The sequence below is a fragment of the Mesorhizobium sp. M0145 genome, from assembly GCF_040322355.1.
Classification (GTDB): Bacteria; Pseudomonadota; Alphaproteobacteria; order Rhizobiales; family Rhizobiaceae; genus Mesorhizobium.
In genome coordinates, this window is sequence record NZ_JAMYTK010000001.1 from 611,852 (window position 1) to 626,503 (window position 14,652).

16 protein-coding genes are annotated in these 14,652 nt (G+C 63.7%); 12 read left to right on the forward strand and 4 right to left on the reverse strand.

Features of this window, described 5'->3' with window-relative positions; translation table 11 throughout:
• Positions 1 to 113 precede the first annotated feature (113 nt).
• Positions 114 to 989: a tRNA glutamyl-Q(34) synthetase GluQRS gene (gene gluQRS, locus NKJ28_RS03060; RefSeq protein ID WP_352634006.1), complete on the forward strand. Its 876-nt coding sequence runs from the start codon at positions 114 to 116 to the stop codon at positions 987 to 989.
• 149 nt (positions 990 to 1,138) lie between these two features.
• Positions 1,139 to 2,029 (forward strand): DMT family transporter, encoded by an 891-nt coding sequence (locus NKJ28_RS03065; protein ID WP_352456675.1) that lies wholly within the window; start codon positions 1,139 to 1,141, stop codon positions 2,027 to 2,029.
• On the opposite strand, the gene NKJ28_RS03070 is transcribed toward NKJ28_RS03065, so the two are convergent.
• Positions 1,996 to 2,850: a YihY/virulence factor BrkB family protein gene (locus NKJ28_RS03070; RefSeq protein WP_031212039.1), complete on the reverse strand. Its 855-nt coding sequence runs from the start codon at positions 2,848 to 2,850 to the stop codon at positions 1,996 to 1,998. The two genes, NKJ28_RS03065 and NKJ28_RS03070, sit on opposite strands and share 34 nt — an antisense overlap.
• 57 nt (positions 2,851 to 2,907) lie before the next feature.
• Here NKJ28_RS03070 and NKJ28_RS03075 point away from each other — a divergent pair, with 57 nt between their 5' ends.
• The 7 genes from NKJ28_RS03075 (at position 2,908) to NKJ28_RS03105 (ending at position 8,328) form a co-directional block, all read left to right on the forward strand.
• Positions 2,908 to 3,774 carry an SDR family oxidoreductase gene (locus NKJ28_RS03075; RefSeq protein WP_352634008.1) on the forward strand — a complete coding sequence of 289 codons (867 nt, stop codon included), beginning with the start codon at positions 2,908 to 2,910 and terminating at the stop codon, positions 3,772 to 3,774.
• 23 nt (positions 3,775 to 3,797) lie between these two features.
• Positions 3,798 to 3,989 (forward strand): twin transmembrane helix small protein, encoded by a 192-nt coding sequence (locus NKJ28_RS03080; RefSeq protein WP_023677950.1) that lies wholly within the window; start codon positions 3,798 to 3,800, stop codon positions 3,987 to 3,989.
• A gap of 29 nt (positions 3,990 to 4,018) precedes the next feature.
• Entirely contained in the window at positions 4,019 to 4,600 is a 582-nt protein-coding gene (locus NKJ28_RS03085; protein ID WP_023677949.1) for a cob(I)yrinic acid a,c-diamide adenosyltransferase, read from the forward strand.
• Positions 4,601 to 4,625: 25 nt separating this feature from the next.
• Complete coding sequence (locus NKJ28_RS03090) at positions 4,626 to 5,429, forward strand: rhomboid family intramembrane serine protease (RefSeq protein WP_352456677.1); 804 nt, start codon at positions 4,626 to 4,628, stop codon at positions 5,427 to 5,429.
• A 207-nt stretch (positions 5,430 to 5,636) separates the two neighbouring features.
• On the forward strand, positions 5,637 to 6,386 hold the full coding sequence (locus tag NKJ28_RS03095; protein ID WP_352456678.1) for an electron transfer flavoprotein subunit beta/FixA family protein: 750 nt from the start codon (positions 5,637 to 5,639) through the stop codon (positions 6,384 to 6,386).
• A gap of 19 nt (positions 6,387 to 6,405) precedes the next feature.
• A complete protein-coding gene (locus NKJ28_RS03100) occupies positions 6,406 to 7,335 on the forward strand; it encodes an electron transfer flavoprotein subunit alpha/FixB family protein (RefSeq protein ID WP_352634011.1) in 930 nt (309 codons plus the stop codon).
• A 114-nt stretch (positions 7,336 to 7,449) separates the two neighbouring features.
• Positions 7,450 to 8,328 (forward strand): 3-hydroxybutyryl-CoA dehydrogenase, encoded by an 879-nt coding sequence (locus NKJ28_RS03105; RefSeq protein WP_352528900.1) that lies wholly within the window; start codon positions 7,450 to 7,452, stop codon positions 8,326 to 8,328.
• Between the two features lie 8 nt (positions 8,329 to 8,336).
• Here NKJ28_RS03105 and NKJ28_RS03110 read toward each other — a convergent pair whose 3' ends face one another.
• Positions 8,337 to 8,975, reverse strand: coding sequence for an NrsF family protein (locus NKJ28_RS03110; RefSeq protein ID WP_352593919.1), 639 nt, complete (start codon positions 8,973 to 8,975; stop codon positions 8,337 to 8,339).
• A 1-nt stretch (position 8,976) separates the two neighbouring features.
• On the reverse strand, positions 8,977 to 9,519 hold the full coding sequence (locus NKJ28_RS03115) for a sigma-70 family RNA polymerase sigma factor (RefSeq protein ID WP_352570551.1): 543 nt from the start codon (positions 9,517 to 9,519) through the stop codon (positions 8,977 to 8,979).
• A 202-nt stretch (positions 9,520 to 9,721) separates the two neighbouring features.
• On the opposite strand from NKJ28_RS03115, the gene NKJ28_RS03120 reads away from it, so the two are divergent.
• From NKJ28_RS03120 to NKJ28_RS03130, 3 genes are all read left to right on the forward strand, one after another.
• Entirely contained in the window at positions 9,722 to 10,729 is a 1,008-nt protein-coding gene (locus NKJ28_RS03120) for an iron ABC transporter substrate-binding protein (RefSeq protein WP_352577252.1), read from the forward strand.
• Positions 10,730 to 10,898: 169 nt separating this feature from the next.
• Positions 10,899 to 12,482: an ABC transporter permease gene (locus tag NKJ28_RS03125; RefSeq protein ID WP_352577202.1), complete on the forward strand. Its 1,584-nt coding sequence runs from the start codon at positions 10,899 to 10,901 to the stop codon at positions 12,480 to 12,482.
• Positions 12,479 to 13,561 carry an ABC transporter ATP-binding protein gene (locus NKJ28_RS03130; RefSeq protein ID WP_352634014.1) on the forward strand — a complete coding sequence of 361 codons (1,083 nt, stop codon included), beginning with the start codon at positions 12,479 to 12,481 and terminating at the stop codon, positions 13,559 to 13,561. Before NKJ28_RS03125 ends, NKJ28_RS03130 begins: the two co-directional genes overlap by 4 nt.
• Positions 13,562 to 13,583: 22 nt before the next feature.
• Here the strand turns inward: NKJ28_RS03130 and ugpC are convergent, their stop codons facing one another.
• Complete coding sequence (ugpC, locus tag NKJ28_RS03135; protein WP_352452447.1) at positions 13,584 to 14,651, reverse strand: sn-glycerol-3-phosphate ABC transporter ATP-binding protein UgpC; 1,068 nt, start codon at positions 14,649 to 14,651, stop codon at positions 13,584 to 13,586.
• Position 14,652 lies beyond the last annotated feature (1 nt).

Genomic DNA, 14,652 nt, shown 5'->3' on the forward strand with positions numbered 1-14,652 from the left:
TTCCAAAATCAAAAGTGCCGCACGCTTCGTCACGTGTCCCTCTGGACGCACGACGCCACCGGCGCAAAGTAGCAATTGGCGAAAGCGCCGCACAACCCGATTGCCGCCGGACAATGACACTGCTGACATTCCGCTTCGCGCCGAGCCCGAACGGCGAACTGCATCTCGGCCATGCCTATTCGGCGCTGCTCAATCAGAAATTGGCAAAGGCGGCGGGCGGACGCCTGCTGCTGCGCGTCGAGGATATCGACACGACGCGCTGCACGCCGGAATTCGAGGCAGGCATTTTTCGCGACCTGAAATGGCTGGGGCTTGGCTGGGAGGAACCGGTGCGCCGCCAGTCCGAGCATTTTGCCGAATATCGGGCGATGCTCGAGCGGCTGATCAAGGAAGAACTTGTCTACCCGGCCTTCATGAGCAGAAGTGAGATCCGCGCCTTTATCGCCGACAGCGAGAAGGGTGGCCGCGACTGGCCGCGCGACCCGGACGGCGTGCCACTCTATCCCGCCGCCGACAAGGCGTTGACGGCGAGCGAACGCAAGCGGCGCGTCGCCGAAAATGTGCCATTTGCCTGGCGGCTGGACGTCGATGCGGCAATAGCGCGCGCCGGCAAGGACCTGTCATGGGCCGAACACACGGACGAGACGCTCTCCGCGACGCGTCGTATCGAAGCCCATCCGCAGGATTGGGGCGACGTGGTCGTGGCGCGCCGCGAAATCCCGACCAGTTATCACCTCGCCGTCACCATGGACGACGCGCTGCAGGGCGTCAGCCATGTCGTGCGCGGCCAGGACCTTTATTCCGCGACCAGCGTGCAGCGGCTGCTTCAGCAACTGCTTGGCCTGCCGCAGCCGGCCTATTTTCACCATCGCCTGATCCTCGGCCCGGACGGACGAAAACTGTCGAAGAGCCTTGGCGATACCGGCCTTGCCGCCCAGCGTAAGGCGGGCGCATCGCCCGCCGATCTCAAGCGGCTGGTCGGTCTCTAGACTAGACCGGTGAGCTCGCGGCCATCAACGGCGCTCCTTCAATTCAAATGACTCTATGGATCAACCGTTTGGTTTTGCTTGCCGGCCCGAACGGCATTAAGCAGTCGCCGCAGTCGATCCCTCACCCGAATTCATCGCGGCCTCCGGAAATGCACAGCCTCAAGCGGTTCATCCCCGCCTCTTTCGTCGTCCTGTGGGCGACCGGCTTCATCGGCGCGCGCTATGCCATGCCGTGGGCGGAGCCCTTTACGTTCCTGGCCGCGCGCTTTGTCCTGGCCGCAATCCTGCTTGTCGCTTTGATGGCCGCACTTGGTTCGAGCCGCGCCACCCGCGATGAGGCGCTGCACGCGACCGGTGCCGGCATCCTGATGCATGGCATCTATCTCGGCGGCGTGTTCTGGGCAATCCACCGGGGCATGCCCGCCGGACTTTCAGCCCTGATCGTCGGCCTGCAGCCGCTGATCACGGCAGTGCTCGCCGGCCGGCTTCTCGGCGAGGCCATCCTGCCGCGCCACTGGGCCGGTCTCGGCCTCGGGTTGATCGGCGTGGTGATCGTGCTTTGGCCGAAGCTCGGTGCGCTCGGCGGCGGCGTGACGGCCGAGACACTGGGCGCCTCGCTGGTCTCGGTACTCGGCATGAGCGCCGGCACCATCTGGCAGAAGCGCTTTGCTTCCGGCGGCGATCTGGTGGCTGCCACGTTCTGGCAATATGTCGGCGGCGCATCGGTGATGGCTCTGGCCTCGCTCGCCTTCGAGACCCGAACGGTCATCGTCAACGGCGAGCTGATCTTCGCCATGACCTGGCTCGTGCTGGTGCTGTCGATCGGCGCCATCTTCCTGTTGATGGTGATGATCCGCGACGGCGAAATGTCGAAGGTCGCCTCGCTGTTTTACCTCGTGCCGGCTGTCACCGCGGTCATCGCCTGGGCATTGTTCGGTGAGCACTTGAGCCCGCTCCAGATCGCCGGCATGGCGATCGCGACGCTCGGCGTCGGGCTGGCGACGGCTCAGCCGCCGACGCGGGCACGCGCCTCTAAATAGCGGCTGATCGCGGCGTTGAGCTCGCCACCGAGGATGAAGATCGCTGAGACGATATAGAGGAACACGACGGCGATCATGATCGAGGCGAGGCCGGCATAGGTCGTCACATAGGACGAGAAATGATCGAGATAGGCGGCGAAGATGGTCGACCCGATGAGCCAGCCGACCAGCGTGAAGATGATGCCAGGCACGATCGAAACGAGGCGGCGCTTGCCGGCCGGCAACCAGAAATGCACGGCGAACAGGCCGCCGATGATGACTACAGAGGCGATGACGTAACGCCACAGCGTGATCGTGCCCATATAGGGTTTTATCCATTCGAAATGCGACTCGGCCAGCCGTGCCAGCAATGGCGCGAAGACCAGCAGCACGCTGATGGCCAAAAACCCGGCCGTCGCGATCAGCACGAAGATGATGCTCTGCACCCGCCGATAGATGATGCCGCGCGTTTCCGAGACACGATAGGCCCGGTTGAGCGAGGTGCGCAGCGCCTCGATGCCGTTCGAGGCGAAATATCCGGCAAGCACGATACCGTAGGTCAACAGGTCACTGCGCCGGACGGTAAGCACGTTGAGCACCTCGCGCGCGATCGGTTTGGCGATCTGCTCGGGCCATGTGTCGAACACAAGGTGCACGGCGGTGTCGGCGAAAGCCTGCGCGCCGAAAAAACTCGCCAGCGTCGTGGCGAAGATCAGGAAAGGAAAAAGCGCCATCAGCGCGGTGATCGCCAGATGGCTGGCCATTGCCCAGCCGTCGTCGGTGTTGAAATGGCCGAGCGCGTCGTAGAGGACGCGTTTGAGGGCTACGATCTTCCGCAACAAGAACCGCGTTCCCTTCGATTGTCCCGACGCCGCGAATATGGGAAGGGTTTGCGGTAAATGACAACCCTAGGTCAAACCACCATTCCTCCCGGAGAAGAGTTGCGCACCATCATTGTCACAGGTGCCTCTTCCGGTATAGGCGACTATTGCGCCCATGCTCTTAAGAAGGAAGGCTGGCGGGTGTTCGCAACGGCCCGAAAGCCCGAAGATATCGCTGCGCTCGAGGCCGACGGCATCGAGGCCTTTTATCTGGACTACACCGAGTCCGGATCGATCGAGGCGCTGGTGGCGTCGGTGCTGGAACGGACCGACGGCCGGCTCGATGCGCTCTTCAACAATGGCGCCTACGGACAGCCCGGCGCCGTCGAGGACCTGCCGGTCGAGGCTTTACGGCAGCAGTTCGAGGCCAATGTCTTTGGCTGGCATGACCTCACTCGCCGTGTCGTACCGGTGATGCGCCGCCAAGGCCATGGTCGTCTCGTTCATTGCTCGTCGATCCTCGGCCTGGCGCCGGTGCCTTTCCGCGGCGCCTACTCGGCATCGAAGCACGCTATCGAAGGGCTGATGCTGTCCCTCTACCAAGAACTCCTCGGCAGCGGAATCCATGTTTCGCTGATCGAGCCGGGGCCGGTGAAATCGAAGATCGCCAGCAACAGCCTTGCGTGGTTCCTGGCAAATATCGATCACGAGAAGTCCGTTCATCGCCTCGCCTATGCGGCGCAACTCAAACGGCTGCGGGCCGGCGGCAGCACATCGCGGCTGAAGCCCGGGCCGGAGGTGGTTTATTCCGCCTTGCATCATGCGCTTCTGTCGCGGCGCCCGCGCCCGCATTATGTGGTAACTGTGCCGGCCAGGATCGGCGCGATCCTTAAACGCATCCTGCCGTCATCGGCACTCTACCGTCTGCTCGCCAAACGCGCCTGAACGCAATCCAACTGGAACACACCATGGCAACCGTCTTCAACATCCTCGCCGTTCTCGTTATGGTCGCCGTGGTGATCGTACTGATCCGCGGCCTCATCAACATGATGCGCGGCGGCTCCAGCATGACCTCCAACAAACTGATGCAGACGCGCGTGCTCTTGCAGTTCGTGGCCTTGGTGCTGATCATGCTGGCGGTGTATTTCACCCGTAAGTGACGCAGCAGCCACCAGCCGGGAGGTAACCCGTGGTCAAGCTCAACAAGATCTACACCCGCACTGGCGACGATGGCACCACAGGCCTCGGCTCTGGCGAGCGGCGGCTGAAATCCGACCTTCGCATCGACGCCTACGGCACCGTCGACGAGGCCAATGCCTGCATCGGCATGGCCCGCATTCATACCGCGGCAGTAAATCCGGCGATCGATGCGATGCTCGGCCGCATCCAGAACGACCTTTTCGACCTCGGCGCCGATCTGGCAGTCCCCGATAATGGCAAGCCGCTCGACTACGAGCCGTTGCGCATCATCGCCTCGCAGACCGACCGCATCGAACAGGATATCGATCTCCTCAACAAGGACCTTGAGCCGCTCAAATCCTTCGTGCTCAACGGCGGTACGCCGGCAGCGGCTGCCCTTCACCTCGCCCGCACGGTGGCCCGCCGCGCCGAGCGCATCATGGTGGCGCTGTCGCAAGACCCGGACGAGCACGTCAACCGCGAGGCGATAAGATACATCAACCGTGTCTCGGACTTTCTGTTCGTCGCCGCACGCGCGGTCAATGACAATGGAAATGCCGACGTGCTATGGGTTCCCGGCAAGAACCGCTGAATCCGCCGGAAGCGGGAGAGGCCCGATGTTCATCCCGCTTTACGACACCAACCGGCTGCGGCACATCAAGCTGCAATATGTGACGATCAGCCTGATCGCGCTCAACGTGCTGATCTACTTTGTCACCACACTGGGCGGCGAGGATTTCGCCAACGCCGCGGTGCTGGGCCTCGGTTTCATCCCGTCGGTTGTGCATGACAGCGTCGAGCTCGCTCCGCAATTTGTCGTCATTCCGGAGAGCCTGAGCTATCTGACCTATTCCTTCCTGCACGCGGATATCTTCCACCTCGGCGGCAACATGCTGTTCCTGTGGGTGTTCGGCGACAATGTCGAGGATGCACTCGGCCATGTCCGCTACCTCGTCTTCTACCTGCTTTGCGCCATCGCCGGCGCTTTCTTCCAGGGTCTGGTTGCCTGGGATTCGCAGGTGCCGCTGATTGGCGCGTCGGGCGCCATCGCCGGTGTGGTCGCCGCCTATCTGATCCTTTATCCGCGGGTGAAGGTATGGGTGCTGGTCTTCGCGCGCATCCCGTTGCGCATCCCGGCCTTCATCCCGCTGATCCTGTGGATCCTGTTCCAGATCTTCATGTTCGCCCAGGGGGGCGAGGATCAGGTTTCCTGGGCCTGCCATATTGGCGGCATCATCGCTGGAGCCGTGCTGGTGCTTGTCTTGCGCAGCCGCGGCGTACCGCTACTCGCCGGCGCAGACGAGGAGCCGGCCGTGGTTGCCGGTCCGGTGCCCGTAGCCGTGGAGCCGGCGCCAAGCGACCCACAACCTGCGCAGCCGGCGCCGCGCTGGGGCCGGGGGACCGTTTCCGGTCCGGACTGAACCGATTTGAGTGCTTCGCCGAGGATCCGAGTGCGCCCCGATATTGACGCGCGGGGTCGCCGCAACTACGGAAGCGCCACCCTACTGGCGTGGCGAAGACCAGAATTCCGTCCGGAATGTCGGCTTTCGACAACTCTGAAGAGGTGCACGCTGCTATAGCGCGCCCGACGAGCGTGAAGAGACTATCGTGAAAGAGGTGACAGGCAAATGAAGATCCTTGTGCCCGTGAAGCGGGTTGTGGATGCGAACGTCAAGGTCCGGGTTAAGGCGGACGGTTCGGCGGTGGAACTCGCCAACGTCAAGATGGCGATGAACCCGTTCGACGAGATCGCGGTCGAAGAGGCGATCCGGCTGAAGGAAGCTGGCAAGGCCGAAGAGATCATCGTCGTGTCGATCGGGCCGCAGCAGGCACAGGAGACCTTGCGCACGGCGCTCGCCATGGGCGCCGACCGCGCCATCCTGGTCAAGACCGACGAGCAGACTGAGCCGCTGGGCGTCGCCAAGGTGCTGAAGGGCGTCGTCGAGGCAGAACAGCCCGGCCTTGTCATTCTCGGCAAGCAGGCGATCGACGACGATTCCAACCAGACCGGCCAGATGCTGGCCGCACTTCTCGGCTGGGCGCAGGGCACCTTCGCCTCCAAGATCGTGCTCGACGGTGACAAAGCCACGGTGACGCGCGAGGTCGATGGCGGCCTGCAGACGCTGGAACTGAAGATGCCGGCGATCGTCACGGCCGATTTGCGGCTGAACCAGCCACGCTACGCGTCTCTGCCCAACATCATGAAGGCCAAGAAGAAGCCGCTCGACGAGAAGAGCCCTGCCGATTACGGCGCCGACGTCAAGCCGCGGCTTAAAGTGATCAAGACCGAGGAGCCGGGCGGCCGCAAGGCGGGCGTCAAGGTCAAGAGCGTCGCCGAACTGTTAGACAAGCTGAAAAACGAAGCCGGCGTGCTGTAAGGCCAGGAAGGGATAAAAAATGACAATTCTTCTGATTGCCGAACACGACAACGCTGCGCTTTCCGACCAGACCGCCAAGGCGCTTTCGGCGGCGCTGCAGATCGGTTCGGACGTGCATGTGCTGGTTGCCGGCAAAGGTGCCAAGCCGACAGCGGACGCCGCCGCCAAGCTCAAGGGCGTCACCAAGGTGCTGCTCGCCGACGCCGACGAACTGACCGAGCGTCTCGCCGAACCGCTGGCGGCACTCGTCGTTTCGCTTGCTGAGCCATACGAGACGATCATCGCGCCGGCGACCTCGTCGGGCAAGAACGTCGCGCCCCGCGTGGCAGCGCTGCTCGATGTCGCCCAAATATCTGAAATCATCGAAGTCGTGTCGCCCGACACCTTCAAGCGGCCGATCTATGCCGGCAACGCCATCCAGACGGTGCAGTCCAGTGACGCTAAGAAGGTCATCACGGTGCGTACCGCTTCCTTCCAGGCAGCACCCGAGGGCGGTTCCGCGCCGGTCGAGACGGTCCAGGCGGCGGCCAATCCCGGCCTGTCGAGCTTTGTCGAGAACAAGCTCTCCGAGACCGACCGTCCAGAGCTGACCTCGGCCAAGATCATCATCTCGGGCGGCCGTGCGCTGGGCTCCTCCGAGAAGTTCCAGGAGGTCATCCTGCCGGTCGCCGACAAGCTCGGTGCGGCGGTTGGCGCATCTCGCGCCGCCGTCGATGCCGGCTATGCGCCGAACGACTGGCAGGTCGGCCAGACCGGCAAGGTGGTAGCGCCCGACCTTTATATTGCCGTCGGCATCTCCGGTGCCATCCAGCACCTTGCCGGCATGAAGGATTCGAAGGTGATCGTTGCCATCAACAAGGACGAGGAAGCGCCGATCTTCCAGGTCGCCGACTACGGTCTCGTCGGCGATCTCTTCGTCATTCTGCCGGAACTGCAAAAGGCGCTTTGACGCCTTCTGCCAAAGCGTATTAAATTCTGAGGGGTGGGGTAGACGAAGTCGCCCCGCCCTTTTAGTTTGCACTGCACAAAAAACGGGCCGCAAAGGCCTCGACGGGATCGGGTAATGAGCAAGATCGAGACGATCGGCATCATCGGCGCGGGCCAGATGGGTGGCGGCATCGCCCATGTGTCGGCGCTGGCGGGCTACAAGGTGCTGGTTTACGATATTTCGCCCGACCGCATCGAAAAGGGCATCGCTACGATCAGCGGCAACATGGCCCGTCAGGTCGGCTCCGGCAAACTCGAGGAAAAGCTGCGCAATGAGGCGATGGCGCGCATTTCGTCGGCACCGGCCATGGCCGACCTTGCGGGCGCCGATCTGGTGATCGAAGCAGCGACCGAGGACGAGACGGTCAAGCGCAAGATCTATGCCCAGCTCTGCCCGCAGCTCAACCCCGAGGCCATCCTGGCGACGAACACGTCATCGATCTCGATCACACGGCTGGCTTCACAAACCGACCGGCCGGAACGCTTCATCGGCATACATTTCATGAATCCGGTTCCGGTGATGAAGCTGGTCGAACTGGTGCGCGGCATCGCCACCGAGGACCAGACCTTCGAGGCGGCAAAAACCTATGTGAAGCAGCTCGACAAGACGATAACCGTCTCGGAGGATTTCCCGGCCTTCATCGTCAACCGCATCCTGCTGCCGATGATCAACGAGGCGATCTACACGCTCTATGAAGGTGTCGGCTCGGTCGACGCCATCGATACCGCCATGAAGCTCGGCGCCAACCATCCGATGGGGCCGCTGCAGCTTGCCGATTTCATCGGGCTCGATACCTGCCTGTCGATCATGCAGGTGCTGCATGACGGGCTGTCGGATTCGAAATACCGCCCCTGCCCGCTGCTGGTCAAATATGTCGAGGCTGGCTGGCTCGGCCGCAAGACCGGCCGCGGCTTCTACGACTATCGCGGCGAGCATCCCGTTCCGACACGCTGATCGCCTCGCTACCAGCGCACAAAAAGTCGTCCGCCGAGCGCCCCGAGCACGGCAAGGATGGCGACCGCGATCGTATACCAGGTGCCGACGAAAAGCGGCGAATCGTCGAAGCAATGCGCCGCATAGAAGGTCGCCGCCAGCCCGCCGGCAAGCAGGCCCGCGGCCGCACCGGCAAGCACCGGCCTTGTCGGCGCGCCATGGCGCAGCACCGCGAGAAAGACGGCAAGCGGGCCGATCCCGATCAACGGAATGAAGGTCAGGCAGATGACCATGTTCGTGCCGACCAGGCGCGTGCCCCAGTCGGACGCAGGCACGGCGAAGAGTTCGAGAATCACAGCCACAATCACCAGCAGCGGCGCGGCGACCATCCAGCTCACCGCCCGGCCGGTCGATGCACCGGGCGTCGACAGCCCACGCACCAGGACAAAGGCGCTGGCGGCAAGAGCAATCGTGAAGACGAATTTGGACAGGAACCGCATCGTGTGCATGGCGATCGCGATGTCGGGGCGCGGGCCGATCGTCAGCCAGAAAACCGCGGCCGCGATCACGATGGCCGCGCCGGTGGCAAGCCACCAGGTGGTGCCTAGCGGCAGCGCCTTGCTGCGGGCATCGGCGTCGAGCGCCTTGATGAGATCTTCGGTCCTCATGTTATTCCCGCCCCGCCCTGAACCGTTTGGCAATGGCGGCAAGCCCGCGGTGCAGTGACACCCGCACAGCCGTCTCGCTGATGCCGAATTTGGCCGCGGTCTCACCGATTGACCGGCCTTCGACCGATACGGCCGAGACGACGGAACGCTGTGCCGGCGACAGGCTGTCGAGCGCCCGGTTGATGTCGCGCTCGCTCACCGTCTCCGATTCCGGCTCGGCAAAGGTCTCGGCGATTTCGTCGATCTCGATCTCGATCCGCCGACCGCGCCGCCGGAACGCATCGATCAGCTTGAAGCGGGCTATTGCATAGACCCAAGGCAGCACCGGCGCATCATGGCGCCAGGTGTGTCGTTTCACATGAATGGCCAGCAAGGTTTCCTGCACGACATCCTCGGGATCCACCCCGCCCTGCACGATCTTGCGCCGGGCAAAGCCACGAACGAGCGCGGCGATCCGGTGCAGAAAGTCGGCATAGGCCCTTTCGTCTCCGGCGATCGCGGCCCGCAGCAGGCGTGAAAGCTCGGCTTCGTCCTTGCCGCTCACAAGAGTTCACTCCCCGATATTCGCGTCTCGGCGCTGATTTGTTACGGGGCCGGCGAAATAATGTCCAAGGCAAATTAGCTGAGCATCACGAAAGTTTGCTCCTTTTGAGCGATTGAGTGGGCCAGCAATGTTGACTGCACCAGTCAGGTATTGGTAGGTGCAGCGTGCCAAGCCAAAGACCATCGAAATCGAGGACGACGCCATGAAATATGCTCTTTCCGCCCTTGCCGGTGCGACAGCACTTGCAATCAGCCTGATCGCCGGCCCGGCAATAGCAGAGGACGAGGGCATCGTCGTCTACAACGCCCAGCACGAAAACCTGACCAAGGCCTGGGCGGAGGGATTCACCAAGGAAACCGGCATCAAGGTTACCGTCCGCAATGGCGGCGACAGCGATTTCTCCAATCAGATCGTTGCGGAAGGCACCGCTTCGCCCGCCGATGTATTCCTGACGGAGAATTCGCCGGCCATGGCATTAGTCGAGGCGGCCGGCCTGTTCGCACCGGTCGGCACCGAGACGCTGGCCCAGGTTCCGCAGGAGTACCAGCCGGCGAGCGGCAAATGGGTCGGCGTCGCCGCGCGCAGCACCGTCTTTGCCTACAACAAGACCAAGCTGAGCGCCGACCAGCTGCCCAAATCGCTGCTCGATCTCGCCGATCCGAGCTGGAAGGGCCGCTGGGCCGCTTCGCCCTCCGGCGCCGATTTCCAGGCGATCGTCAGCGCGCTTCTGCAGCTCAAGGGTGAGGCGGCGACGGCCGAATGGCTGAAGGCGATGAAGGAGAATTTTACCGCCTATAAGGGCAACAGCACGGTGATGAAGGCGGTCAATGCCGGCGAGGTCGAAGGCGGCGTGATCTATCACTATTACTACTACGGCGATCAGGCCAAGACCGGCGAGAACAGCAAGAACGTCGAGTTGCACTATTTCAAGCATCAGGATCCCGGTGCTTTCGTCTCGATTTCCGGCGGCGGCGTGCTGGCCTCGAGCAAGCACCCGAAGGAAGCGCAGGCTTTCCTGAAATGGGTCACCGGCAATGGCGGCCAGGACGTGCTGAAAACAGGCGATTCGTTCGAATACGCAGTCGGCAAGGGCGCCGAGTCCAATCCGAAGCTGGTGCCGCTGGCCGATCTGCAGGCGCCGAAAGTCGACCCGACGACGCTGAACTCGAAAAAGGTGACCGACCTGATGACGGCGGCCGGCTTGCTTTAGCCGGCGTTCGTCCTAAAAGGGCAACCGACTGCGCTCCTGTGGGAATTCGCTTTCCACAGGAGCGCTCTGTTTTCAAGATGGCATTTGCCTATGACCACAAGCTACCCGCGAGATTATCCGCCGCCGATCGTTTCCGCCTCCGGGCGGAGCTGGCGCAACGTCTGATCTGATGCAATCCGCGATCGATCTCGCACGCCCAGGCTTGCCGGCCGACGCCACGGCCGTGCGGGCACGTCGTTGGTCGGTCTCATGGATTGCGTTGGCTGCCGTCTTTGTCTCGCTTTTCGCGCTGCTGCCGCTTGCCTTCATCGTCTGGGTGGCGGTGCAGACCGGCTGGGAAACGGTGGCGGCGCTGGTGTTCAGGCCGCGCGTCGGCGAACTTCTGGTCAACACCAGCCTGCTGGTGGTGTTGGCGGTGCCGATCTCGATCGTGCTGTCGGTCATGCTGGCCTGGCTGACCGAGCGCAGCGATCTGCCGGGTGCCCGCCTATGGGCCTGGCTGTCGGTGGCGCCGCTCGCCATTCCGGCCTTCGTCCACAGTTACGCCTGGGTCACCATGGTGCCCAGACTGCACGGCCTGTGGGCCGGCGTGCTTGTGTCGGTCATCGCCTATTTCCCCTTCCTTTATCTGCCGGTGGCGGCGGCATTGCGCCGGCTCGATCCCGCTCTCGAGGATGCAGCGGCAGCCCTTGGTCTCGGCCCGTGGCGTGTGTTCAGGCGTGTCGTGCTGCCGCAGCTCCGGCTCGCCATTTGCGGCGGCTCCCTGCTGGTCGGCCTGCATCTCCTGGCCGAATACGGGCTCTATGTCTTCATCCGCTTCGACACCTTCACCACCGCGATCGTCGACCAGTTCCAGTCGACCTTCAACGGTCCCGCCGCCAACATGCTGGCCGGCGTGCTGGTGACCTGCTGCCTTGTGCTGCTCGGGCTGGAGGTGCTGGTGCGCGGCGAGGAGCGCTATGCCCGCGTCGGTTCGGGTGCTGCGCGCCAGCAGCAGCGCACGGGCCTTGGGCGCGCCACCATTCCTTGCCTGCTGCTGCCTGCCATTACCACGCTGCTGGCGCTCGGCGTGCCGTTCGCCACTATCGGCCGCTGGCTCATGGCCGGCGGCGCCGATGTCTGGCGGCTCGACGAGATCGGCCTGGCGCTTGGCCAAACGCTGTTCCTAGCAATTGCCGGCGCGCTGCTCGCCACCGTCGCGGCAATGCCGATGGCGTGGATTTCGATCCGCGCGCCGGGGCGGCTGCAACGCGTCCTGGAGGGCTGCAACTATATCGTCGGCGCGTTGCCCGGCGTTGTCATCGCCCTGGCGCTGGTCACCATCGCCGTGCGTATCGCCATGCCGCTCTACCAGACCCTGTTCACCATCCTGGTCGCCTATGCGCTGATGTTCCTGCCGCGCGCTCTGATTAGCCTCAGGGCGTCGATCGCACAGGCGCCGGTCGAGCTCGAACGCGCCGCCTCCAGCCTCGGCCGGTCGCCGCTCAAGGCGCTGTGGTCGACGACCATCCGCCTGTCGGCGCCGGGTGCCGCAGCCGGCATGGCGTTGGTCGCGCTGGGTATCATGAACGAATTGACCGCAACCCAGATGCTGGCGCCCAACGGCACCCGCACGCTGGCCATGGCGTTCTGGTCCTATAGCGGCGAGATCGACTATGCGTCGGCGGCGCCTTATGCCCTGATCATGGTGGCGATGTCGCTGCCTTTGACCTGGTTGCTCTACGTCCAGTCGAAGCGGATGGCCGGGCGATGAGCTTTCTCGAGCTGAGCGGCATCCACAAGCACTACGGGCCCGTCGCAGCACTTGCCGGCGTCGACCTCAGCGTGGCCAGCGGCAGCCGTACGGCAATCGTCGGGCCGTCCGGTTGCGGCAAGACCACCTTGCTGCGGCTGATCGCCGGCTTCGAGGCGCCGGACCAGGGCAGCATCGTGCTTGATGGCGAGGTGCTGGCCGATGGCGACACGGCCGTGCCGGCGCATCGCCGCGGCATCGGGCTGGTGGCGCAGGACGGCGCTCTATTCCCGCATCTGAGCATCGCCGCCAATATCGGCTTCGGCATGGGGCGTCACGAGGAAAAGCGCAGTGAGCGCATCGCCGAGCTCGCCTATGTCGTCGGGCTGGACAAAGGTATCCTGAAGCGCCGTCCGCACGAACTCTCCGGTGGCCAGCAGCAGCGCGTCGCGCTCGCCCGCGCCATGGCCATGAAGCCGCGGCTGATGCTGCTCGACGAGCCGTTCTCGGCGCTCGACACCGGCCTGCGCGCCTCGATGCGCAAGGCCGTGGCCGAGCTCCTTGAAACCGCCGGCATCACCACCATCCTGGTCACCCACGACCAGGCCGAGGCGCTGTCATTCGCCAGCCAGGTCGCGGTGATGCGCGACGGCAAATTCTCGCAGGTCGGCACGCCGCGCGAGCTCTATTTCAAGCCGAAGGACAGGATGGTCGCCGAGTTCCTTGGCGACGCCATCGTCCTGCCGGCAAGGATCGCCGATGGCTTCGCCATCTCGCCGCTCGGCCGCATCGCTGTCGACAGCTCGGAGCGGCGCGACGTCGCCCGCATCATGCTGCGGCCGGAGCAGGTGTTGCTGAAACGCACATCGCGTGAAGGCATGTCCGGCACGCCGGACATGCTGTTCGGCGAGGTGACGGAATCGGAGTTCGCCGGCTCGATGTGCACCATCGCGGTGCGTCTGTTGAACAGCCCCGATCCGCCCGACGCCGCCGCCATCGGCAATACGCCGTTGATCCTGCGCAAGCCGGGCATGGACGCGCCGGCGATCGGCGAGATCGTCCGGCTGACCGTGTCGGGCAAGGCGCATGTGTTTGCCTGAACGGTTCTGCGCAAGGCCGACTTCAATCGACCCGTTTGCCTGCCTGATCGAACCAATGCAGCTTTTCGGACCTAGCCACGACGCGCAATTGGTCGCCTGGCTTGGCGCTGGCGCGGCCTGAGACGCGCACCACGATGCGGCTGCCGGCTGCCACGCAATGGAGAAAGCTTTCGGCACCGACCGGTTCGACCGCTTCCACTGTTGCCGGCAGCGCGAGCGCGCCGGCCGGCGCCTCTGCCGCGAAGGTGATGTCGGCGTCCTCCGGACGAAAGCCTAGTGTCACTGCCTTGCCCTGTCGAGGCGCCAAGCCAATCACAGTACCGTCCGCCAATACCGAGCTTGGGGAGGCCCCTGTGAGCGCCAGCAGATTCATCGGCGGTGCGCCTATGAACGAAGCGACGAAGGTCGAGGCCGGTTTCTCGTACACATCAAGCGGCGCGCCGGTCTGCTCGACCAGGCCGGCGTTCATGACGACGAGGATGTCGGCCAGCGTCATCGCCTCAAGCTGGTCGTGCGTGACATAAACCGAGGTGACGCCAAGCGAGCGCTGCAGATTCTTGATCTCGATGCGCATCTGCCCGCGCAATTTCGCATCGAGGTTGGACAGCGGTTCGTCGAACAGGAAGACCTTCGGGTTGCGCACGATGGCGCGACCCATGGCGACGCGCTGGCGCTGACCGCCGGAAAGCTCGCGCGGGCGCCGGTCGAGCAGCGCCGAAAGCTCCAGCACCTTGGCAGTCGAGCGTACCCTGCTGTCGATCTCGTCATTCGGCGTGCCGCGGTTGCGCAGGCCATAGGCCATGTTGTCATAGACCTTCATATGTGGGTAGAGCGCGTAGTTCTGGAACACCATGGCGATGTCGCGCTCGGTCGGGCCAATGGCGTTGACCACCTTGCCGTCGATGGCGACTGTACCGGCAGAAATCGTCTCCAGCCCGGCGATCATCCTCAGCAGCGTAGACTTGCCGCAGCCGGAGGGGCCGACCAGCACGCAAAGCTCCTTGTCGGGAATGGCGATGGAAACGCCCTTCACGGCCTCGACGCCGCTGGGATAGATTTTCCTGACATCCTTCAGATCCACGGTCGCCATC

Excerpts from the sequence above, each read along its gene's own strand:
- gluQRS (WP_352634006.1), top strand. The coding sequence starts at position 114 with ATGACACTGCTGACATTCCGCTTCGCGCCGAGCCCGAACGGCGAACTG.
- NKJ28_RS03065 (WP_352456675.1), top strand. The coding sequence starts at position 1,139 with ATGCACAGCCTCAAGCGGTTCATCCCCGCCTCTTTCGTCGTCCTGTGG.
- NKJ28_RS03075 (WP_352634008.1), top strand. The coding sequence starts at position 2,908 with ATGACAACCCTAGGTCAAACCACCATTCCTCCCGGAGAAGAGTTGCGC.
- NKJ28_RS03080 (WP_023677950.1), top strand. The coding sequence starts at position 3,798 with ATGGCAACCGTCTTCAACATCCTCGCCGTTCTCGTTATGGTCGCCGTG.
- NKJ28_RS03090 (WP_352456677.1), top strand. The coding sequence starts at position 4,626 with ATGTTCATCCCGCTTTACGACACCAACCGGCTGCGGCACATCAAGCTG.
- NKJ28_RS03095 (WP_352456678.1), top strand. The coding sequence starts at position 5,637 with ATGAAGATCCTTGTGCCCGTGAAGCGGGTTGTGGATGCGAACGTCAAG.
- NKJ28_RS03100 (WP_352634011.1), top strand. The coding sequence starts at position 6,406 with ATGACAATTCTTCTGATTGCCGAACACGACAACGCTGCGCTTTCCGAC.
- NKJ28_RS03105 (WP_352528900.1), top strand. The coding sequence starts at position 7,450 with ATGAGCAAGATCGAGACGATCGGCATCATCGGCGCGGGCCAGATGGGT.
- NKJ28_RS03110 (WP_352593919.1), bottom strand. The coding sequence starts at position 8,975 with ATGAGGACCGAAGATCTCATCAAGGCGCTCGACGCCGATGCCCGCAGC.
- NKJ28_RS03120 (WP_352577252.1), top strand. The coding sequence starts at position 9,722 with ATGAAATATGCTCTTTCCGCCCTTGCCGGTGCGACAGCACTTGCAATC.
- NKJ28_RS03125 (WP_352577202.1), top strand. The coding sequence starts at position 10,899 with ATGCAATCCGCGATCGATCTCGCACGCCCAGGCTTGCCGGCCGACGCC.
- NKJ28_RS03130 (WP_352634014.1), top strand. The coding sequence starts at position 12,479 with ATGAGCTTTCTCGAGCTGAGCGGCATCCACAAGCACTACGGGCCCGTC.
- ugpC (WP_352452447.1), bottom strand. The coding sequence starts at position 14,651 with ATGGCGACCGTGGATCTGAAGGATGTCAGGAAAATCTATCCCAGCGGC.